Origin of the sequence: Mycolicibacterium diernhoferi (assembly GCF_019456655.1) — a bacterium.
In the GTDB taxonomy this organism is placed as follows: Bacteria; Actinomycetota; Actinomycetes; order Mycobacteriales; family Mycobacteriaceae; genus Mycobacterium; species Mycobacterium diernhoferi.
In genome coordinates this window covers 1272031-1293350 of record NZ_CP080332.1, presented here as the reverse complement: position 1 = coordinate 1293350, position 21320 = coordinate 1272031, and the positions used below count along the sequence as shown (strand labels likewise).

Here is a 21320-nt window from a genome sequence, read left to right as displayed (position 1 = left end):
GGCTGCGATGGCACGAACTGAGGGCGACAGCTGGGACCTGGCCTCCAGTGTGGGGGCGACGGCGACGATGGTCGCCGTCGGGCGCGCTGTCGCCAGCACCGACGAGCACGGACTGATCAACGACCCGTGGGCCGCGCCGCTGGTGCGCGCGGTGGGCATCCCGGCGTTCACCATGATGGTGGACGGCACGTTGGACATCGCCGATGTCGCGCCGCAGGCGGCGGCCCAGGTGAAGTCGAACATCGACGAGATGGCCGTGCGGACGAAGTTCTTCGACGACTACTTCCTCGCGTCCGGCGAGCAGGGTGTCCGCCAAGCCGTCATCCTGGCTTCCGGTCTGGACGCACGCGCCTACCGGCTGCCGTGGGCCGACGGGACCGTCGTCTACGAGGTGGACCAGCCCGAGGTGATCGAGTTCAAGACCCGCACCCTGGCCGATCTGGGCGCCTCCCCCACCGCCACGCTGCGCACCGTCGGGATCGATCTGCGCGAGGACTGGCCGACCGCGATGCGCGCCGCCGGCCTGGACCCCGAGCAGCCGACGGCCTGGTGTGCCGAGGGGCTGCTGATCTATCTGCCGCCGGAAGCGCAGGACCGGTTGTTCGACAACATCCATGCGCTCAGCGCGCCCGGCAGCACGGTGGCCACCGAATTCGTGCCCGGCATGCGTGATCTCGACCCGGAACGGGCCCGGGCCGCCGCCGACACGTTCTCCCGGCTGGGGCTGGACATGGACATGCCGTCGCTGACGTACCACGGCGAACGTCGTTCCGCGGCGGACGATCTGACCGACAAGGGTTGGCAGATGACCGGTGTTCCGCGCGCCGAGCTGTTCCACCGGTACGGCCTGCCGACCCCCGACCTCGGTGAACAGGACGTGCTCGGCGAGATCGTCTACGTCAGCGGCGTCCTGCCCCGCGGTTAGCCGCTCCGGCCGCCGACGTACTCCAGCTGAGCCGGCGCCTGCGGGGTACCGGGGGTCCGGGTGCCCCCGATCGGGCAGCGCGCGGTCTCGGGCACACCGACCAGGGCGATGGTGCCCACCACGCAGGCGAACATCATGTAGTACGCCGGGACCAGGTTGCTGCCGGTGACGTTGACCAGCCAGTCGTTGAGGGCCGGCGCCGTGCCACCGAAGATCGACGTGGACACGTTGTAGGAGATGGCGAAGCCGGCGAACCGGACCTGGGTGGGGAACATGGCCGGGAAGGTCGCCGAGATGGTGGCCAGTTGCGGCACGTAGAGCAGGCCGAGCACCGCGAAGCCGATGATCGCCCCGGGCACCCCGGTGCCCATCAGCATGAACATCGGCACCCCCGCGAGGAACAGACCGATCAGCGAGAACCACCACAGGGGTTTGCGGCCCACCCGATCGGACAAGGCGCCGGCGAACGGCAGGAAAACCATCATCGTCAGCATGCCGACGATCGGCACCACCAGCGAGGCGTCCGAGGACAGACCGATGGTGGTCTCCAGATAGGTCGGCATGTACGTCAACAGCGTGTAGTTGACGACGTTGAGTGCGACGACGAGGCCGCCCATCTGCAGGATGGGACGCCAGTAGTCGGTCACCAGGTCTCTGAACTGGGTGGAGGTGTCCTCCTCGGTCTGCTCGGCCTCGGCCAGTTCCCGGAACACCGGCGTCTCGTCCAGCCGGGACCGCAGATACACCCCGATCAGGCCCAGCGGCGCGGCCACCAGGAACGGCAGTCGCCAGCCCCAGTCGGCCATCTGCTGTTCGCCGAGCACCAGCGAGCAGCCCAGCATCAGGCAGGCGCCCAGCGACAGCCCGGCCAGTGTGCCGAACTCCAGATAGCTGCCCAGGAATCCGCGTTTGCGCGACGGTGAGTACTCGGCCATGAAGGTGGCGGCTCCGCCGTATTCACCACCGGTGGAGAAGCCCTGGATCATCCGGAGCAGCACCATCAACACCGGCGCCCAGATGCCGATCGCCGCGTAGGTCGGCACCAGCCCGACACCCAGGGTCGCGCCGGCCATCAGCAGGATGGTCAGCGCGAGCACCCGTTTGCGCCCGATCCGGTCGCCGAGCGGACCCCAGACGAAGCCGCCCAGCGGCCGGACCAGGAAGGACACCGCGAACGTCATCAGGGCGAACAGCGTCGCGGTCTGACTGTCCCCCGGGAAGATGGCGGCCGCGATGTAGCTGACACCGAAGGCGTAGATGCCGTAGTCGAACCATTCGGTGGCATTACCGATCGCCGATGCCGTCACGGCCTTGCGGACCACCTCCGGACGGGGGCCCGCCTCACTTTGCTGCGCTGCGTTCACCGATAGGCAGTGCCCCGACCCTGAGGGAGGCTAAACATCCCGGCCGACACGGTCCGGCCCACTTCAGAACCGGTAGTCCCCCAACCACAGTGCGTGCGCGCCGGTGACGGTGCGCTCCACCTGGTCGACGATGCCGGTCACCGAGCTGCCCAGCAGGGCGCCGAGAGCCTGGGGCACCGACGCCGCCGCGGGCTGCGAGGAGGCCTTGGGGCGCAGCACGTCGAGCACCGAGGACCCCGGATAGTTCACGATCCGCACGTCGGCATCGGGTGCCAGGCCCGCACGGATCTTCGCCCGGACGATCGCGGTCTGCAGGCCACCGAGTTCGTCGACCAGGCCCCGTTCCAAGGCGTCGGCGCCGGTCCAGACCCGGCCGCGCGCCACCTCCTCGACCGCGTCGACGCCGAGGTTCCGGCCGGCGGCGACCCGCTCCACGAAGTCGGTGTAGAACAGATCGGCCTCGGCCTCCACGTGCTCCTGCTGCTCCTGGGTGAAGCGCTCGTTGCTCGACCAGGCGTCGGCGTTCGCGTTGGTGCGTACCGCATCCGAGCCGACACCGAGCTTGTCCTTGAGTTGCCGGGAGACCAGCTTGCCGGTCACCACGCCGATCGAGCCGGTGATGGTGCCCGCATTGGCGACGATCTCGTCGGCGGCCATCGACACGTAGTACCCGCCGGACGCGGCGACCGCGCCCATCGAGGCGATCACCGGCTTGCCCGCCTCGGTGGCCCGGACCACCTCACGCCAGATGGTCTCCGACCCGGTGACCGCGCCGCCGGGGCTGTTGACCCGCAGCACGATGGCCGACACGTCCTCGTCGGCGACCGCTTCCCGCAGGGCCGCCGCGATGGTGTCGCCGCCGGCGTTCGAGTTCCCGATCGGGAGCAGCTGCGGCCCGCCGCGACCGCTGACGATCGGCCCGTCCAGGGTGATGACGGCGATCCCCGGCTTGGCCTTGCGCCCCGGGATGGACGGCGCCGGCCGGGACCCGCTCGTCTTCGCGTACCGGGACAGGAACAGCCGCTGCGGCGCATCGTCACCGTCGGCCTGGGCGGGGGCGCCGGTGAGTTCGGCGATTCGTGCGTAGGCCTCGTCCCGGAAACCGATGCGGTCGACGAGCTTGGCCGACACCGCGGCGTCGCGCAGCAGCGGCGCCCTGTCGGCCAGCGCGTTGACCTCCTCGACCGGCAGGCCCCGGGCGTCGGCCACCGCGGCGAACACCTGGGCGTGCAGGCTGCCGATCAGCGCGGAATCGGCCTCCCGGTGCGCGTCGGTGTAGCTGTCCTGGGTGAACAGATTCGCCGCCGACTTGTACTCACCGCGCGCCACGAACTGGGCTTCGATGCCCGCCTTGTCGAGCGCGCCGCGCAGGAACAGCGCGCTGGTGGCGAAGCCGATCAACCCGACCGTGCCGGACGGCTGCATCCACACCTCGCGGAACGCCGAGGCCAGGTAGTAGGACAGGGTGCCCGGGTAGGTCTCCGCCCACGCCAGCGTCGGCTTGACCTTCCCGAACGCCGCGATGGCGTCCCGCAGTTCCTGCACCGGGCCGGGAGCGGCGGCGGACAGCTGGATCCGCGCGATCAGCCCGGCCACCCGGTCGTCCTCGGCGGCGCGGTGCAGCGCGTCGACGGTCTGTCGCAGCGTCAGCGGCTTGCCGCCGAGCGAAAGGACGGTGAGCGGGTCGAAACCGTGGGACTCCGGCGGCACGGACTGCAGATCGAGCTCGAGCACGCAGCCGTCGGGTACGCCGCGGTGGCGGGCGGTGTCGACCTTGCGGACCAGGGACTTCAGCTCGTCGGGACCGGGCAGGTTGGGCAGGAATCCGAACATGTTCCGAGCCTACCGGCGCAGGTCGGCCCGACATTTTCGCCGAACGTGAAACCGCTGCGTGCGGGCCCGGATCTGCCGCCGAGGTTTCACGATCGGGGATGCCGCGCGTTGGAACCGTGCCCGGGGCCGAGAGTAGGGTTGGCCCGTCCGGAGGCGCTGTCGCAGACCGCCCCGGTTTCCCGCCAGCCCCCTCACCGGCAACGCCGCCGGATCCTCGCGCGTCGGGATTTCTCGTGCTGTAGTGAACGGAGCCCCATGCCGCCTCAGGAACGTCCCGCCGACTCTCCGTCTGTGCGCAGCGCCCTGCGTTCCCCGCGGCGGCTCAAGACCGAGGTGCTGGCAGGCCTGGTGGTGGCGCTGGCGCTGATCCCCGAGGCCATCTCGTTCTCCATCATCGCCGGCGTCGATCCGCGGGTGGGGTTGTTCGCCTCGGTGACCATGGCGGTCACCATCGCCATCGTGGGCGGGCGGCCGGCGATGATCTCGGCCGCGACCGGGGCGATCGCCCTGGTGATCGCCCCGCTGGCCCGCGAGTACGGGGTCGACTACTTCGTCGCCGCGGTCATCTTCGCGGGCGCGTTGCAGGTCCTGCTCAGTGTGCTCGGGGTGGCCCGGTTGATGCGCTTCATCCCGCGCAGCGTGATGGTCGGTTTCGTCAACGCCCTGGCGATCCTGATCTTCACGGCCCAGCTGCCGCATCTGCTCGGGGTGCCGACGCTGGTCTATCCCTTCGTCGCGGTCGCCCTACTGATCCTGATCCTGCTGCCCAAACTGACCACCGCGGTGCCGGCGCCGCTGGTGGCGATCGTCTTGCTGACCGCCGCGGTGGTGGTGTTCGGGCTGGACATCCCGAACGTCGCGGATCAGGGCGACCTGCCGACCAGCCTGCCCGCCCTGTTCCTGCCGCAGGTGCCGTTGACCTGGGAGACGCTGCAGATCGTGGGCCCGTACGCGCTGGCGATGGCGTTGGTGGGCCTGCTGGAGTCGCTGATGACCGCCAAGCTCGTCGACGACATCACCGACACGCCTTCCGACAAGACCCGGGAGGGTTGGGGTCAGGGCGTGGCCAACCTGGTGACCGGTTTCTTCGGCGGCATGGGCGGCTGCGCCATGATCGGCCAGACCATGATCAACGTGAAGGTGTCGGGCGCCCGGACCCGGATCTCCACCTTCCTGGCCGGCATCTTCCTGCTGATCCTGGTGGTCGGCCTGGGCGACGTCGTCGGCCTCATCCCGATGGCCGCCCTGGTGGCGGTGATGATCATGGTGTCGGTGGCGACGTTCGACTGGCACAGCATCAACCCGGTGACGCTGCGCCGGATGCCGCGCAGCGAGACCCTGGTCATGCTGGCCACCGTCGCCGTCACGGTGGTGACCCACAACCTGGCCTACGGCGTCATCGTCGGGTCGGTGACCGCGATGGTGCTCTTCGCCCGCCGGGTCGCGCACTTCATGACCGTCGAGCGCGTCATCGACGAGGGGGCGGGCGCCGAGGCGGCCAGGGTCACCTACCGGGTGTCCGGCGAGCTGTTCTTCGCCTCCAGCAATGACCTGGTCTACCAGTTCGACTACGCCGCCGACCCGCACTCCGTGGTCATCGACGTCTCGCGGTCACACATCTGGGACGCCTCCACGGTGGCCGCCCTGGACGCCATCACCACCAAGTACCGGGCCCGCGGCAAGCACGTCGACATCGTGGGGCTGAACTCCGATTCCGCACAGCGCCACGACCGGCTGTCCGGGCAGCTGGGTCTGGATCACTGAGGCACGGCGGGTAGCCGGCAACGCAAAAGGCCCCTGCCGGAGCAGGGGCCTTCTGACGTGGTGCGTTCTACAGTTCGGTGGCCGAACCGCCGGCGGCGGTGATGGCCTCGCGGGCGCTGCCGCTGAACTTGTTGGCGGTGACGTCGACCTTGACGGACAGCTTGCCGTCGCCGAGGACCTTCACCAGGGTGTTCTTGCGAACCAGACCCTTGCCCACCAGTTCGTCGACACCGATGGTGCCGCCCTCCGGGAACGCCTTGGCGATATCGCCGACGTTGACGACCTCGTAGGCCACCCGGAAGCGGTTCTTGAAGCCCTTGAGCTTCGGGAGCCGCATATGGATCGGCATCTGGCCACCCTCGAACGTCGACGGGACGTTCTTGCGGGCCTTGGTGCCCTTGGTGCCGCGACCCGCGGTCTTACCCTTGGAGCCTTCACCGCGGCCGACGCGGGTCTTCTTGGTCTTCGACCCGGGGGCCGGCTTCAGGTCGTGAAGCTTGATGACACTCATGATTCCTAGACCTCCTCGACCGTGACGAGGTGATGCACGGTCTTGATCAGACCACGGGTCTGAGCATTGTCCTCACGGACGACGGACTGGCGGATCTTCCGCAGCCCCAGCGTCCGCAGGCTTTCGCGCTGCTTCCAGCGTGCGCCGATCGTGCCGCGCACCTGGGTGATCTTCAGCTCTGCCATGACTACGCCGACCCCTCACGCGCGGCACTGGCGGCCAGCGCCTCGCTCTCGCGCCGGGCCCGGAGCATGCCGGCCGGCGCCACATCCTCGATGGACAGCCCGCGACGGGCCGCCACCTCTTCGGGCCGCTGGATCATCTTGAGCGCCGCGACGGTGGCGTGCACCACGTTGATCGCGTTATCGCTACCCAGCGACTTGGCCAGGACGTCGTGCACCCCGGCGCATTCGAGCACGGCACGGCAGGCACCACCGGCGATGACACCGGTACCGGGGCTTGCCGGACGCAGCATCACGACACCGGCCGCGGCCTCACCCTGCACCGGATGCACGATGGTGCTGCCGATCAGCGGCACCCGGAAGAAGTTCTTGCGAGCTTCTTCGACGCCCTTGGCGATGGCGGCCGGAACTTCCTTGGCCTTGCCGTAGCCGACGCCGACCATGCCGTTGCCGTCACCGACGATGACCAGAGCGGTGAAGCTGAAGCGCCGACCACCCTTGACCACCTTGGAGACGCGGTTGATGGTGACGACGCGCTCGATGTAGTTGCTCTTCTCGCCGCGGTCATCGCCGCGACCCCGGCCGCCACGATCGTCGCGACGGCCACGGCCGCCCCGATCGTCGCGGCCACCGCGATTGTCCTGCGCCGAACCGGCGCCAGCCTGCTCGGCCATCATGCAGTCCTCTCGTTAACAGTCATCAGAATTTCAGCCCGCCTTCACGCGCGGCATCCGCCAGCGCGGCGATCCGGCCACCGTAGGTGTAGCCGCCACGGTCGAACACGACCGTCTCGACTCCGGCAGCCTTGGCACGCTCGGCGATCAGCTGACCGACGCGCACGCTCTGCGCCTTCTTGTCGCCGTCGACCGCACGCACGTCGGGCTCGATGGACGAGGCCGCGGCGACGGTGACGCCGGCGAGATCGTCGATCAGCTGGACGTGGATGTGCCGCGACGAGCGGTTGACCATCAGGCGCGGGGTGTCGGCGGTGCCTTCGACCTTCTTCCGCAGCCGGGCATGCCGGCGCAGACGCGCGTTGCGCCGGGTCTCGGAGATGTTCTGCCCCACCGGCAGCCTCTTCGCGGCTGCACTGTCAGTTTTCGTGGTAGCCATCGTTACTTACCTGTCTTTCCGACCTTGCGGCGGATCTGCTCACCCTCGTACCGCACGCCCTTGCCCTTGTACGGGTCGGGGCGACGCAGACGACGGATCACCGCGGCGATCTGGCCGACCTTCTGCTTGTCGATGCCCGAGATGGAGAACTTCGTGGGTGTTTCCACCGTGAAAGTGATGCCCTCGGGCGCTTCGATGAGAACCGGGTGGCTGTAGCCGAGTGCGAACTCCAGGTCGGAACCCTTGAGCTGCACGCGGTAACCGACGCCGTAGATCTCCATCTTCCGGACGTAGCCCTCGGTCACACCGGTGACCAGGTTGGCCACCAGGGTGCGGGTGAGCCCGTGCAGCGAACGGCTGCGCCGCTCGTCGTCGGGGCGGACCACCACGATGGCGCCTTCGTCGTTACGCGAAACCTCGATCGGCTCGGCGATATCCAGGGCCAGGGTCCCCTTGGGGCCCTTGACCGAAACGTTTTGACCAGTGATGGTCACATCGACCCCGGCAGGAACCAGGACCGGCTGCTTTCCAATACGCGACATGTTTTTGTTCCCCTACCAGACGTAAGCGAGGACTTCGCCGCCCACGCCTTGTCGAGATGCCTGGCGATCGGTGAGCAGACCCGAGGACGTGGAGATGATCGCCACGCCCAGGCCGCCGAGCACCTTAGGCAGATTGGTGGACTTTGCATAGACACGCAGACCGGGCTTGCTCACCCGGCGCAGGCCGGCGATGCTGCGCTCACGGCTGGGGCCGTACTTCAACTGCACCACGAGGGACTTGCCCACGCGGGCATCCTCGGTGCGGTAATCGGAGATGTAGCCCTGCTCCTTGAGGATCGCGGCGATGTTGGCCTTGATCTTCGAGTGCGGCAGAGTCACCTCGTCGTGATACGCCGAATTGGCGTTACGCAGACGAGTCAAGAAGTCTGCGATGGGATCGGTCATCGTCATGACAGCCGGTTCACCTTCCTCGCGGCGGTTCCCTTCGGGCCTACCGTGTTAATCAGTAATGAATGCTGGTTACCAGCTGGACTTCTGGACACCGGGCAGTTCGCCCGCGTGCGCCATCTCGCGCAGGCAGATCCGGCACAGGCCGAACTTGCGGAACACCGAGTGCGGACGGCCGCACCGGTTGCACCGGGTGTACCCGCGCACTGCGAACTTCGGCTTCTTGTTGGCCTTGTTGACCAGAGCCTTCTTTGCCATTGCTCAGTTCTCCTTGAACGGAAAGCCGAGGGCCCGCAGCAGCACTCGTCCTTCGTCGTCGTTGGTCGCCGTGGTGACGACGGTGATGTCCATGCCGCGGGGGCGATCGATGGAATCCACGTCGATCTCGTGGAACACCGACTGCTCGGAGAGCCCGAAGGTGTAGTTACCGCTGCCGTCGAACTGCTTGGGGCTCAGGCCGCGGAAGTCGCGGATACGCGGGAGGGCGATCGAGACCAGGCGGTCCAGGAACTCCCACATCCGGTCGCCGCGCAGCGTCACGCGGGCGCCGATCGGCATACCCTCGCGCAGCTTGAACTGGGCGATGGACTTGCGGGCCTTGCGGATCTCGGGCTTCTGGCCGGTGATCAGGGCGAGGTCGTTGACCGCGCCGTTGATCAGCTTCGCGTCGCGGGCGGCGTCACCGACACCCATGTTCACGACGACCTTCACCACGCCCGGGATCTGCATCACGTTGTCGTAGTTGAACTCTTTGTTGAGCGCGTCCTTGATTTCCTCGCGGTAGCGCTGCTTCAGCCGCGGCTGCACATTGGCGGCGTTTTCTACAGTGGTCATTCTCAGATGTCCTTGCCGTTGCGCTTGGAGACCCGAACCTTCTTGCCGGTCTCCTCGTCGACGCGGTAGCCGATGCGGGTGGGGTTGCCGTCGGAGTCGATCACCATCACGTTGGAGACGTGGATGGCCGCTTCCTGCGTGACGATGCCGCCCGAGGATGCGCCACGCTCGTTCTGCGACGCAGCGGTGTGCTTCTTGATCCGGTTGACGCCCTCGACGAGAACCTTCTCGCGGGTCGGGTAGGCCTCGATGACCTTGCCCTTGGCGCCCTTGTCCTTGCCCGAGATGACGAGGACGGTGTCACCCTTGTGCACCTTCATTTACAGCACCTCCGGGGCGAGCGAAACGATCTTCATGAACTTCTTCTCACGCAGTTCGCGGCCGACGGGCCCGAAGATGCGGGTGCCACGCGGGTCGTTGTCCGCCTTGATGATGACGGCGGCGTTCTCGTCGAACTTGATGTAGCTGCCGTCGGCGCGACGGCGTTCCTTGACGGTGCGCACCACGACGGCCTTGACGACATCTCCACGCTTGACGTTGCCGCCCGGGATGGCTTCCTTGACGGTCGCCACGATGATGTCGCCGATGCCGGCATAGCGTCGCGCTGAACCACCGAGAACGCGGATGCACAAGATCTCCTTGGCACCCGTGTTATCGGCGACCTTCAGCCGCGATTCCTGCTGAATCACTCGATCTCCTGACCTGGTTTTGTATGCACGCCAGATACCGACCTGGACGTACGCGGTCTTGTCGCCCCGAGAGCACGCAGGGTTTTCTCACACGAAGAGAACCGAGGTCTGCCCCAGGCAACCCAGCAAGTCTAGGTGACAAGCTGGAATGCTCCAAATTGCTGCGGTTTCACCCCACCGGCACGGGAGTTCAGAGGTCCGCGGCGCAGCGGAACCCGATGTGGGTGGTGGCGGTGTCCCGGGACTGCGGGGACCGTGCCGCCGGACGGTACCGGTGACAGTACTCCGGGGCGCACAGATGGGAGCCCCCCTTGAGCGCCTGGCTGACGCTCGGGTCGTCGGCGGGCAGACAGCAGGGGTTACGCACCCGGCCGGTGAACTCGCTGGAGGTCCACTCCCAGACGTTGCCGATCATGTCGACCAGTCCGAATGCGTTCGCCGGGAACGTCCCGACCGGTGAGGTTCCGACCCAGCCCCGCGCACCGTCGTTGCGGTACGGGAAGCCCCCCTGCCAGGTGTTGGCCATCAACTCCCCCGCCGGTGCGACGTCCTCGCCCCACGGATAGGTGGAGTCCGCACCCGCGCGGGCCGCGTACTCCCACTCGGCTTCGGTGGGCAACCGGCGTCCCGCCCACTGCGCGTAGGCCAGCGCATCCGCATAGGCCACCTGCACCACCGGATGGTCGGGCGCACCCGTGCTGCCCGCGCCGAACGGGTGGCGCCAGCTGGCCCCGGGGGCCCAGTCCCACCACTGCCGCCAGTCCCGCAGATCCACCGGACCCGCGGTCGGCCGGAACACCATCGCACCGGGCTGCAGGTCGTTCTCGGCGACACCGGGATACAGCCGCGGGTCCAGCGGACGCTCCGCCACGGTCAGATATCCGGTGCCGGCGACGAAGGCCGCGAACTGGGCGGTGGTGACGGGGTGGCGTTCGATGGCGAAGGGGCCGACCCGCTCGGTGCGCACCGGCGCTTCCTCCGGGTAGAAACCGGTCGAACCCAACGTGGCGGAACCACCGGGCAGGTCCACCAGCTCGGTGACCGTCACGGCATCTTCACCTCGAAATCGTCGGTCACTTGTGTTGCGGCAGAGTCGAACCCGGGTGCGCCCGCGGGCGCCTCGGCGTGCACCGAGACCAGGTAGTCGCCGCCGGCGGTCCACACGTGTACGACGCGGTCGACGAACTGTTTGGACTCGGCCGGGGTGTCCGAGAGTGTGCCGAGCAGTTTCTGACCGCTGTAGTCGCACAGCTGGGCGGGCAGCACGCTCAGTGCGCTCACCGCCGAATCCTCCGTCAGCGCGCCGGCGTACTCGGCGAAGGCCTGCTGCGGATCCAGGGTGGTGGCCGCGATGCGCACCGTCGCCGACATCTCGTCGGGGCCCTGCAAGCGGGCGCCGACGTCACCGGCCCCGCCCTGCATCGACCAGCCGTCCGGGACGGCGACGGTGATGACCGGGGCCGCCGGATCGGAGACCTTGGCCACCAGGCCGATCCTCGGGCGTCGCTCGGGCCCACAGGTGACGGCGCCGGCGCGAACCGGGGCGTTGCCGGTGGTGGGCACCACCCCGAAGTCGGGGTGAGCGGACGCGTTCCCCGGTTGGCCGGGTTCGGTCGTCCCGGTGCCGGCCCTGGCCGCGACCGGCGTGCCGTGGCTCGATCTGGCGCACCCACCCAGCACCGGGGCAGCCAGCAACACCGCCACCATCGCCGCCGCTCGAAAACCCGTCATCAGTCCTTCGCGAACGCCCGTGCCAGGTCACGCTCCACGTCGAGGTAGGGCGCGCCGGAGATGTCGATCACCGCTTTGGCGATTGTCCCACCGGTGAAGGGGTAGGGCGCCCGGTACGCGCTGCAGACCGCCTGGCCGGGGTTGCTGCCCACCTTGATGCCGGCGCCGGCCAGGCCGAAGCTGCCCGGGTGGGCGCGCACACCGCTGCGGGCACCGACCACCGTGCCGTCCACGTAGAGCGACACGTCCCCGAGCGGGGTGTGGCTGTTCTCGACGGTGCCGGTGCGTTCGTAGCGGACACCGAGGATGTGGCTGCCCAGCGGCACCGCGTCGGTCGAGGACACCGTCTGCTCGTCCTCCCCCATGAAGTTGTAGACGTAGCACAGCCGTCCGTCCTGGATGAACAGCGCGTGCCCACCGTGGCCGGCCCCGTGCTTGTAGAGCACGCCTTCGGCGCCGATCGCCTCCACGTTCACCTCCACGAACACGGAGAACGACCGGCCCCGGATCTCCGGCGTCGCGCCGCTGCCCACTTCGGAGTTGTCCGGGTAGTAGACGTAGCTGGTGCGTTCCCCGGAGAGGTAGGGCCGCCAGCGGCCCAGTGTCTCGAAGATGTTGAGGTCACCCAGCGGCAGTCCGTTGTACTTGGCGGCTTCGGCCGACCACAGCGCCTTGAGCTCTTCCAGTTTCTCCGGCCGTTCGGCCGCCAGGTCGTGGCACTGACTGCGGTCGGACTCGATGTGGAAGAGCTCCCACCGGTCGTCGTCGAAGTGGCCCCAGCCGGCCGGGCTGGCCGCGTGCACGGTGTTGGCGAACCACCCGTCATGCCAGATACCGCGGGTCCCCAGCATCGAGTAGAACTGGGTGTCCTTGTCCGGCTTGACGCCGGCATCCCTCAAGGTGGCGGCAAAACTGGTGCCGTCCAACGGTTTCTGTGCGATGCCGCGAACCTCGTCGGGCGGGGTGACACCGAGCAGCTCGTACACCGTCGGGGTGATGTCGCTGACGTTGACGTAGTTGTCCCGGATCTCGCCGTGCGCATCGATCCCTGCCGGCCAGGAGATGATGGCGCTGTCGGCGATGCCGCCCTCGTGTGAGGCGTAGCGCTTGAACAACTTGTACGGCGTATTGAACGCCATGGCCCACCCGATCGGGTAGTGGTTGAAGGTCTGCGGGCCACCGAGGACGTCGAAGAACCGCATGCTCTCTTCCACGGTGTCGATGTAGCCGTTGAAGAACTTGCTCTCGTTCACCGAACCGTTGGGGCCGCCCTCCCCGCTGGCGCCGTTGTCGGAGATGACCACCACGATGGTGTTGTCGAGCTGGCCGGTCTCTTCCAGATAGTCCAGGACGCGGCCGATCTGGGCGTCGGTGTAGGACAGGAAGCCGGCGAACACCTCCGCCATCCGGCAGAACAGTTTCCTCTCGTCGTCGTCGAGGGTGTCCCACGGCCGCACGGTGTCCTGGGCCGGCCAGGGTTCACCATTGGGGCCTGTGACATCGGAGTAGGGATTCACCGGGGAGAGCTCGGTGTCCGCCGGCACCAGCCCCATCCGCTTCTGGTTCTCCAGCACGATCTCGCGGTAGCGCTCGTAACCCATGTCGAACGTGCCCGCGTACCTGTCGGCCCACTCCTGGAAGACGTGGTGCGGTGCGTGCCCGGCGCCCGGGCACAGATAGGAGAACCAGGGCTTGTCCGGGGCGATCACCTTCGAGTCCTTGATGAACTCGATCGTCTTGTCCGCCAGATCTTTCGACAGGTGGTACCCGTCCTCGGGGGTGGCCGGCGGCACGGTCGGGTGGTTGTCCGACACCAGGTCCGGGTACCACTGGTCGGTCTCGCCGCCGAGGAATCCGTAGAACCGTTCGAAGCCCCGCCCGAGCGGCCAGTGCCGTTTGGTGGCGGCCAGATTGGATTCCTCCAACGGCGTCAGGTGCCACTTGCCCAGGCAGTAGGTGTTGTAGCCACGCTCGGCCAGCACCTCCGGCAACAGCGCGGTCTCGTACGGAATGCGTCCGTTGCAGTTCGGGAATCCGTCGGTGAACTCCTCGATGGTGGCCATCCCGACGGTGGTGGGGTTACGACCGGTGAGCAGTGCGGCCCGGGTCGGCGAGCACAGCGCGGTGGTGTGGAACTGCGACAGCCGCACACCTTTGTCCGCGATCCGGCTCATGGCCGGCATCTGCACGAGTCCGCCGAAGCAGTCCCAGGTCGCGATGCCGATGTCGTCCCAGACCAGATAGAGGACATTGGGAGCCCCCTCGGGTGCGGTGGGCGCGGCATACGGCGCCCAGTCCGGTTCCGAGTCTCGGATGTCGGTGGCGATCTTGCCCTGGAACGTCTTGCTCTGGGACCCTGCTGTCATCGGACCTCCCGGTTTGACGGACGCACGGAGAGTACACCCGCGCGAGGACGAGCACCGGCGTTATTGACGCCGGGGACACCGCGTGCCGCGCGCCCACGCCGAGCGCACCGATCCACTACTCCGGATCCGACGGTTCGGACACCCGGTACAGCCGCCAATCCGGTTGCCCGTCACCGTCGTTGGGGATCTCCAACTCCAGCGTCGCCACCTCGGCCCCGGTATCGTAGAGCGTCGGGTAGCGCAGATTGAGCGCGTCAGCGGTGCCCCGGCCGGTCGGCGGCACGGCCAGCAGGTACCGGACACCGTTTGCCGCCGGATCGTTGAGCAACTCGGTGAAGTCCGGATCGGACGGGATGACGAACACCTTCGGCCGATCGGAGGCGGCGATCACCCCGAACCCGTACACGGTGTCGGTGATGACCGAACTGTCCGGCAGATCCAACGTCTGCAGATATTCCGCGATCCGGCGCTCGGTGGCGAAGGTCCGCGCAATGCGCTGTTCGGTGGCCGCACGCTCGCTGACGCCGTCGGGGTCGGGTGCGAGCACCGCCGCCAGAGCGTACTCCTGCGGGGCATAGTCGGGCTGGGACATGCCGAACACGGTGACCGGGATGCCGACCGCGAAGGTTGCCGCAACCGCCACATACGTTGTCACCGAAGCGCGCTCGGGAGCCGGGTCGGTGACCGTCGCCCACTTGCCGGGCCGTTTGGACCGGGCCATCACGCCGTCGGGCACACCCAGCAGCGCCAGGGTCGCCGCCATCGGTATCGCGATGATGAAGAACCGGAGGAACCCGAACGTGGACCCCTGCGCGTAGCTGAGCGCCTGGAACGCGAGCACCGCCCCGAACACCGCCAGCGGCACCACCATCATCTGCCAGTTCGGCCTGCCCCACCGCCGCATGAGCACCCACAACGCCAGCGGCAACAGGGTTGGTGCGAGGAACATGATGCACACGGCGGAGAAGCTCACCGCCTCGACCGCGGTCGGTGCGGCCGCACCCGACTGTTCCATGATCGCTGCGTTGCCGTACTGAGAAGTGAACTGGGCGAACGCCTCACCGGTTATCAGCCAGCCGGCCGCGGCCCAGCCGAGGAACGCCAGAATCCCGGGTCCGCTCACGATCAGCACGTCCATCACCGCGCGGTGCACCCGCGGCGCGGACCGGGCCCGCAGGTAAGTGGTGAGGCCGACGACCAACCCCGCCGCGCCGACCGAGGCCAACGCGTCGTAGCGGGTCAGGTACGCAAGTCCCATCGCCACCCCGCCGGCGGTCACCAGATGGTGGACGTCGTCATCGACCATCCACTTGATCAGCCTGCGCACCGCCCACGTCATGAAGAAGATGAACGGGGCCTCGCTCATCCCGTTGGAGCCGTAGAAGACGATCATCGGGTTCAGCGCGAACAGGGCGGTGATGGTCAGCGAATATCCGCGTGGCAGACCGCGATCGGCGCCCATACTGAAGATCTGCACCACCGCGCCGGACATGAACAGTCCCGACATCAGCGATCCGGACAGTGCACGTCCGGCGAGATCGGGGAACACCGGGCTGAGCAGGACGGCCGGGATCTGCACCATCGCCGCCACCGGGGTGAAGATGAATCCCAGCGCGGCCAGGTGCGGGTCCCGGCTGAACAGCACGGCCTGGGTGGAGGCCACCCGCGACAGCGTGTCGCCCATGAGGTAGCCCTGCCGGACCTGCAACCAGTATCCGACGCCGATGTAGACCACCAGGCAGACGAAGAAGATGGTGACCTTCAGTCTGCGGTCCGAACCACCCAGACCCATCGTCATCGCGGACCGGCCGCCTGGTGCACGGTCGTCTCGTCGGGTTTCTCGGACAGCCCGTGAAAGGTCTTCTCCCAGAACGAGGGCTGGCGGATCATCTGGTAGCAGCCCTTGGCCGCGGCGACGCTCATCATCAACCAGAACAGCGGCACGGTCAGGGCGGGCACCAGCAGATCGGATCGGTCGTCCTCACGCAGCGCGATCAGGTTCATGAACACCACGGTGAAGTTGCCGATGATCATGGCGACCAGCGCGGGGAAATAGATGACATCCGGGAACAGGTCACCGACCACGGCGGGTTGCCCGAGGAACCACAGCACCGTGATGAACCAGAACAGCAGATTCAGCACCGCGATGATCGGTGTGCCGGCCAGCACCAGTGTGAACCGGATGAAACTGCGCAGACCGAGGGTCCGGTACAGCTTCAGCGGCCGGCGGATGTGCACCAGCCAGGTCTGCAGATAACCCTTGTACCAACGGGACCGCTGACGGATCCAGTTGATCGGGTCACTGTTGGCCTCTTCCAGCGTGTACGAATCGATGACGGCGGTGCGGTATCCGTGTGCGGCGATCCGCAGCCCCAGATCGGCGTCCTCGGTGACGTTGAACGGATCCCATGCGCCGATCCCCTGTAGCAGGCCGCGACGCAGGTGATTCGAGGTGCCGCCCAACGGGATCGGGGACGAACTGGCCATCATGCCAGGCAGCAGGTAGCCGAACCACAGCCCGTACTCGGCGGTGAACCACGCCGTCAGCAGGTTCTGGTGACCGTTGTGGTAGACGAGTTTGGCCTGCACACAGGCGACATCGTCGGGCAGGTCCCGGAACGCGGCCACCACCCGGCGCAGCTGCAGCGGCTCGGGCAGATCTTCGGCATCGAAGATGGTGACGACGTCGCCGGTGGCGAAGTGCAGCCCGTAGTTGCACGCCTTGGGTTTGGTCCGCGGCTCGGCCGGCGGCACCAGCAGGATGGTGATGACATCGGATTCACCGCACGCCTTCGCCGCGTCGATGGTCACCTGATCGTCGGCCTCCAACAGCAGCAGCACCTGCAGGCGTTCCCGCGGATAGTCCAGCGAATCCATCGCGCCGATGAGGTCGGCCACCACCTCGGGTTCGTTGTAGGCCGGCACCAGGATCGTGTAGGCGGGCAGCTCGTCGTCGGGGATGGCCCGGGCCACCTCGTCGGGGACGACGATCGGCCGCGAGGCCAGGCCCCGCCGGAAGATCAGCACCCGGTCCCCCAGGGTCAGCAGGTAGGCCAGCGTGCAGAATCCGATCAGCCCCACCGCGGTCTGCTCGGGCCACAAGACCGCCAGCGCGATGAGCACCGCGAGCAGGCTGAGCAGAACCGGTTTCTGCCAACCCAACAGCGGTTTGGATGCGGACTGGCGGGGATCGTCGTCGCGTAGCCCGTTGATCGCCCGGTCGAGTGCGTACGCCTGCTGCTCGGGAGTGACGGTGTGGGCGTCGAAGATCTCCCGCGGACCCCCGGTCGTGGTCACTGCTGCTCCCGGGACCGCCTGCGGCGCAGGATGACCGCCGACGTACCGAGGGCCACGAGTGCGAGCGCACCCACACCGATGGCCAGGTACAGCGTCTTGCGGTCCCCGGCGGCGACGGCCTGCTCGGCGGCCGGCGTCGTCAGCTGGACGGGTTCGCGCCCGGGCATGGCCACCACGGCGTCCCCGGTCAGTCCCGACCAGCGACCCGCATCGGCGTCCAGCCAGCTGAGCAGCCGGTCGAGTTCGGCGGGGGCCTTGCTGGAGGTGGCGACCAGCAGGGTCCTGCCCCCGCTGTAGGTCACCTGCAGCGACCCGAACCCGACGGCCGGGTCGAGCGCCAGCGTGCTGGAAGTGCCGCTGCCGTCCACATTCTCGACGGTGATCACACCGTCGGAGTTCACCTCGACCGGCAGCGCGACCCGGTCGTCGTTCCAGCCGTCCGAACTGATCACGATCGCCGGATTCGATGAGGCGAGCGCCGCATCGCGGGATACCACCGCGGTATCGAACGGCAGGCTGCTCAACCGTTGCAGGCCGGTGACGATGCGCACGGCGCGACGCAGGTCCTCCAGGCCCTCGTCGCCCTCCCCGTCGATGCCGACCTCGATGCGCGGCATCAGCGCCTGCGGCAGCGCCTGGAAGCCGAGTTGGGCGGGCGGGTCGGCCCGGGTGGTTTCCACCGCGGACTCGCCGTCGATGGTCAGGGTGATGGGCTGGAACTCCCCGCACCGGCCGGTGTCCCCGGCGGCCTGCACGGCGATGTCCAGGTTGGTGTAGCGCTGCACCAACCGCTCGGGCACCTCGATCCAGCGGTCGATCTGGCCGCTGGGTTCGGTCGCCCACCGTGCCACCGTCTCCCCCGACACCCCGACGGTGACCTGCCCGGCCATCCCGGCGGGCAGCGGCGTGTAGGAGCCCTGCAGGTGCACCCGGACGCCCTGCACCGAACGCCCGATCCTGGTCTGGTCGAGCGGGACGATGACCCGCGGGTTGGCGACGTCGGTGGCGTTGACGCCGGGCTGTCCCAGCTTGCGGATCGTGGTCCGGTCGCTGGGCAGCTGCGGGACCGTCGACAGCGGTCCGGCCACGGCCTTGGACTGCACCGCCAGCTGCGCGAGATCACTGGACAGCAGCCGGGTCTGGTTCCCGAGATCCCCGGCCGTCCCCGAGATCAGCAGGGCCGGCACGGCGTGGGGGCCCTGCAGGCTGAGCCCCGCCGAGCCGCCCTCGCGGATCACGATCTGGCGTTCCAACGGCACCGGTGGCCGCACCTGCGGACCGTCGGTCGAGATGATGTCGACCTCGGGGCGTTGGGTGCCGTAGCGGGCGACGATGGCCGTGGCCAGCCGGACCGCGGCGTCGGATTCGGCCTGCGACGGGCTGGGTGGGACGGCCACGGTCAACCGCTGCAGTACCGGCGGCAGGAAGTCGGCGATCGTGGTGGGCGCGATCTCCTGTCCGGCGTAGCGGATCTCGGCGCCGGTCAGGCGCAGCGGGTTGTTGGCGTCGAACACGCAGTAGCCCTCGGGCAGGTCGAGATAGCTGCGGACCAGCACGGTGACCGCGTTGTCCACGATCCGTGCGCCGGCCAGCGGGATGGTCACCGGCTCCCGGTCCGGGGGAAGCGGCACCCGGGAGATGATCCGCTCGTCCTGGCTGACCTCCAGCGTGCCGCCGAGCGCGTTGACCGGCAGGGCCACCGTGGCGGCGAGTTCGGTGGGCACCAGGCCGGCTTGTACGGGTATCGACAGGGTCTGGGATCCCTGGATGCCGTACAGCGAGATGGTGGAATCCATCCCGATCGTCCGCAGGCTCAGCGTCGGCGAATTGGCGAGTGACAACTCGTCTTCCGGCGCGGCGAGGGCCACACCCGGCAGCGCCGTCACCGCGGCGACCAGGGTGGCGGCCAACAACGGCAACGCGCGCCTGGAGAGGTTGTTCGGCAACGTCCTGGTCAGACCTGAATACACCTGGAATCGACTTCCTGTTCTGTTGTCATCGGAATTGTCCGGCCACCAGTGCCCTGGTGAAGGTTCGCAGCAGGTCCTCGTCCTTGAACGACGGTGTCCGCTGGTCGAGCACCGCGTTGCCGCGGAACAGCAAGGTGATCAAGGTCTGGATATTGGACGCCACGCTCGTCGACGGGGTCGGGAAGGGCGCGTCGGGATCGTGGTTGTCGACGGCGAACGCCGTCACCCGTTGCGCCAGATTGTCATCACCCCAGGCGAACTGCACGGAGTTCCAGGTGACCAGCAGCCTGTCGTCCACCACGGACGTCAACCGGCCGTGTACCCCCATGTCGAGGTCGATCAGTCGCGGCGCACTGATCCGCGCACTGGTCAGGCCGTACAGCACCCGGGCGGGGATGGTGCCGAAGGAGAACGGCCGCCTGCTCACGATGCTGTCGACCACGATGGTCCGTGGCCGGGAGAGCTTGTCCCAGTCCGGGTTCCCGGATTCGGCCAGCATGTACTGGCGGACCAACACCGCACCGTCTCCGTAGAGTCGGCGCACCTGCGGAAACTCCTGCTGCTCGATCACCTTCCAGCCCGGCGGCGGATCCAACGGCCGGCCCTGCACCAGGGTGTCCGGGCTGGGTCGGCTGATCTTCACGGTGCTCGTCTGGGTCGGCAGGCTGCACAGTGACAGCGCCACCGCCACCGCCACCACCAGCGGCACACCGGCCCAGACCTGTTTGGCGGCCAGCGGTTCCACCTTGCGGTCGAGCAGCCGTTTGGGCACGCCCCGGCGGGCCTGCAGGTACATGACGGTGCCGACGACGCTGATCGCCGCCACCGCGGGCACCTGCTGATAGACCAGCACCGGAGCATCGGGAAACAGCCACCAGATCGCGACGAGTACCGCGAACCCGAAGACCCAGGCCCGCAAGGATCCGATCACACCGCGACGGAATGTCCGCCCCACCGCGGTGCCGGTGCCGATGGCCGCGATCAGCAGGGTGACCGCACCCGCGGCGAACTTCCCTCCGCCGAGCAGGATCACCGCCAGGTAGTAGGGCAGCGAGAACGCCAGCGCGAACATCGCCCACACCCAGGCGAATCGGATCACCGGCCGCAGCCCGAACAGCACCACACAACAACTCGCCACGAACAGCCAGGCCGCGATGACGTCGAGGCGCAGCAGGTGGAAGTACAGCGCGTAGCGCTCCAGCAACGCCGCCTGGATCAGCAACGCCATGCCCAGACCGATGCTGCCGACGATGATGTCGGTCTGCCGGTCGTGGATGGGCAGTTCGGTGCGCTTGCGCCGGCTGACGCTGATCGCGACCAGTCCCGCCACCAACGGCACCGTCCAGACGTAGCCACCTATGCCGCCCTCGCGGGTGGTGACGGCCAGGCTGATGAACGTGTCGTGGAACGCCAGCGCGGTCAGTGCACCGATCAGCAGCCAGCGCAGGCCGAGTCGGTAGAGCGGGTGTACCTCGTAGTAACGGGTCAGCGCGGCGGCCGGCTTGGACGGAGCCGGTGTGGTCGCCGTGGCCATCACGCGTCACGCGGGGCGAGTACCGGCCCATGGATCAGGCGCTCCTCGCCGCAGCGCGGAAGCGAAATAGCCGACGCCGCCGCCACGCTCATGTGCGCGATGTTAGGCCACGCGGGCGGGCGGGCAAACTTCCGGAACGTGAACCGGGAAGCAGTTGCCCGTGTCGCCGACCGACGGCAAAGGCCGTACCGATCCGAACAACGGCGCTGTCGCGCCAGATCTCCCGCACCGAGGCATTTCGGCGAATCTTGGTGAGC

General features: G+C 68.0%; 21 protein-coding genes. 2 read left to right on the top strand and 19 right to left on the bottom strand.

The genetic code is table 11. The features are described 5' to 3' along the window. Nucleotides 1-7: 7 nt before the first annotated feature. The gene (locus tag K0O62_RS06175; RefSeq protein WP_073856323.1) at nucleotides 8-925 is read left to right on the top strand and encodes an SAM-dependent methyltransferase; all 918 of its coding nucleotides are present in this window, start codon (nucleotides 8-10) and stop codon (nucleotides 923-925) included. Here the strand turns inward: K0O62_RS06175 and K0O62_RS06170 are convergent. Next, nucleotides 922-2289 (bottom strand): MFS transporter, encoded by a 1368-nt coding sequence (locus K0O62_RS06170; protein ID WP_073856322.1) that lies wholly within the window; start codon nucleotides 2287-2289, stop codon nucleotides 922-924. The two genes, K0O62_RS06175 and K0O62_RS06170, sit on opposite strands and share 4 nt — an antisense overlap. Before the next feature lie 63 nt (nucleotides 2290-2352). Continuing rightward, nucleotides 2353-4122: a signal peptide peptidase SppA gene (gene sppA / locus K0O62_RS06165; protein WP_073856321.1), complete on the bottom strand. Its 1770-nt coding sequence runs from the start codon at nucleotides 4120-4122 to the stop codon at nucleotides 2353-2355. Between the two features lie 255 nt (nucleotides 4123-4377). Here sppA and K0O62_RS06160 point away from each other — a divergent pair, with 255 nt between their 5' ends. Then, the gene (locus K0O62_RS06160; protein WP_073856320.1) at nucleotides 4378-5886 is read left to right on the top strand and encodes a SulP family inorganic anion transporter; all 1509 of its coding nucleotides are present in this window, start codon (nucleotides 4378-4380) and stop codon (nucleotides 5884-5886) included. 67 nt (nucleotides 5887-5953) lie between these two features. On the opposite strand, the gene rplO is transcribed toward K0O62_RS06160, so the two are convergent. From rplO to K0O62_RS06075, 17 genes are all read right to left on the bottom strand, one after another. Further along, entirely contained in the window at nucleotides 5954-6397 is a 444-nt protein-coding gene (gene rplO / locus K0O62_RS06155; protein WP_057167050.1) for a 50S ribosomal protein L15, read from the bottom strand. A gap of 5 nt (nucleotides 6398-6402) precedes the next feature. Next, the gene (gene rpmD / locus K0O62_RS06150) at nucleotides 6403-6582 is read right to left on the bottom strand and encodes a 50S ribosomal protein L30 (protein WP_019510993.1); all 180 of its coding nucleotides are present in this window, start codon (nucleotides 6580-6582) and stop codon (nucleotides 6403-6405) included. 2 nt (nucleotides 6583-6584) lie between these two features. Next, nucleotides 6585-7253: a 30S ribosomal protein S5 gene (gene rpsE, locus K0O62_RS06145; protein WP_073856538.1), complete on the bottom strand. Its 669-nt coding sequence runs from the start codon at nucleotides 7251-7253 to the stop codon at nucleotides 6585-6587. Nucleotides 7254-7278: 25 nt separating this feature from the next. Continuing rightward, nucleotides 7279-7692, bottom strand: coding sequence for a 50S ribosomal protein L18 (gene rplR / locus K0O62_RS06140; protein ID WP_073856319.1), 414 nt, complete (start codon nucleotides 7690-7692; stop codon nucleotides 7279-7281). Nucleotides 7693-7694: 2 nt separating this feature from the next. Then, complete coding sequence (gene rplF / locus K0O62_RS06135; protein WP_073856318.1) at nucleotides 7695-8234, bottom strand: 50S ribosomal protein L6; 540 nt, start codon at nucleotides 8232-8234, stop codon at nucleotides 7695-7697. Nucleotides 8235-8246: 12 nt separating this feature from the next. After that, entirely contained in the window at nucleotides 8247-8645 is a 399-nt protein-coding gene (gene rpsH, locus K0O62_RS06130) for a 30S ribosomal protein S8 (RefSeq protein ID WP_073856317.1), read from the bottom strand. A 69-nt stretch (nucleotides 8646-8714) separates the two neighbouring features. Further along, on the bottom strand, nucleotides 8715-8900 hold the full coding sequence (locus tag K0O62_RS06125) for a type Z 30S ribosomal protein S14 (protein ID WP_023955966.1): 186 nt from the start codon (nucleotides 8898-8900) through the stop codon (nucleotides 8715-8717). A 3-nt stretch (nucleotides 8901-8903) separates the two neighbouring features. Further along, entirely contained in the window at nucleotides 8904-9476 is a 573-nt protein-coding gene (rplE, locus tag K0O62_RS06120) for a 50S ribosomal protein L5 (RefSeq protein ID WP_073856316.1), read from the bottom strand. 2 nt (nucleotides 9477-9478) lie between these two features. Further along, complete coding sequence (gene rplX, locus K0O62_RS06115) at nucleotides 9479-9796, bottom strand: 50S ribosomal protein L24 (protein WP_073856315.1); 318 nt, start codon at nucleotides 9794-9796, stop codon at nucleotides 9479-9481. Next, a complete protein-coding gene (rplN, locus tag K0O62_RS06110) occupies nucleotides 9797-10165 on the bottom strand; it encodes a 50S ribosomal protein L14 (protein WP_057167042.1) in 369 nt (122 codons plus the stop codon). Nucleotides 10166-10355: 190 nt separating this feature from the next. Beyond that, complete coding sequence (locus K0O62_RS06105; RefSeq protein WP_073856314.1) at nucleotides 10356-11213, bottom strand: formylglycine-generating enzyme family protein; 858 nt, start codon at nucleotides 11211-11213, stop codon at nucleotides 10356-10358. Then, nucleotides 11210-11896, bottom strand: coding sequence for a hypothetical protein (locus tag K0O62_RS06100; RefSeq protein ID WP_073856313.1), 687 nt, complete (start codon nucleotides 11894-11896; stop codon nucleotides 11210-11212). The genes K0O62_RS06105 and K0O62_RS06100 overlap by 4 nt, the downstream gene beginning before the upstream one ends. Next, a complete protein-coding gene (locus K0O62_RS06095; protein ID WP_073856312.1) occupies nucleotides 11896-14262 on the bottom strand; it encodes an arylsulfatase in 2367 nt (788 codons plus the stop codon). The genes K0O62_RS06100 and K0O62_RS06095 overlap by 1 nt, the downstream gene beginning before the upstream one ends. A gap of 115 nt (nucleotides 14263-14377) precedes the next feature. After that, the gene (locus K0O62_RS06090) at nucleotides 14378-16060 is read right to left on the bottom strand and encodes a glycosyltransferase family protein (protein WP_073856311.1); all 1683 of its coding nucleotides are present in this window, start codon (nucleotides 16058-16060) and stop codon (nucleotides 14378-14380) included. After that, nucleotides 16057-17559, bottom strand: a complete 1503-nt coding sequence (locus tag K0O62_RS06085; RefSeq protein ID WP_073856310.1) for a glycosyltransferase — start codon at nucleotides 17557-17559, stop codon at nucleotides 16057-16059. The genes K0O62_RS06090 and K0O62_RS06085 overlap by 4 nt, the downstream gene beginning before the upstream one ends. After that, nucleotides 17556-19529 (bottom strand): cellulose biosynthesis cyclic di-GMP-binding regulatory protein BcsB, encoded by a 1974-nt coding sequence (locus K0O62_RS06080; protein WP_234800078.1) that lies wholly within the window; start codon nucleotides 19527-19529, stop codon nucleotides 17556-17558. The genes K0O62_RS06085 and K0O62_RS06080 overlap by 4 nt, the downstream gene beginning before the upstream one ends. Nucleotides 19530-19554: 25 nt before the next feature. Further along, nucleotides 19555-21063 carry a phosphatidylglycerol lysyltransferase domain-containing protein gene (locus K0O62_RS06075; RefSeq protein ID WP_073856308.1) on the bottom strand — a complete coding sequence of 503 codons (1509 nt, stop codon included), beginning with the start codon at nucleotides 21061-21063 and terminating at the stop codon, nucleotides 19555-19557. Nucleotides 21064-21320 lie beyond the last annotated feature (257 nt).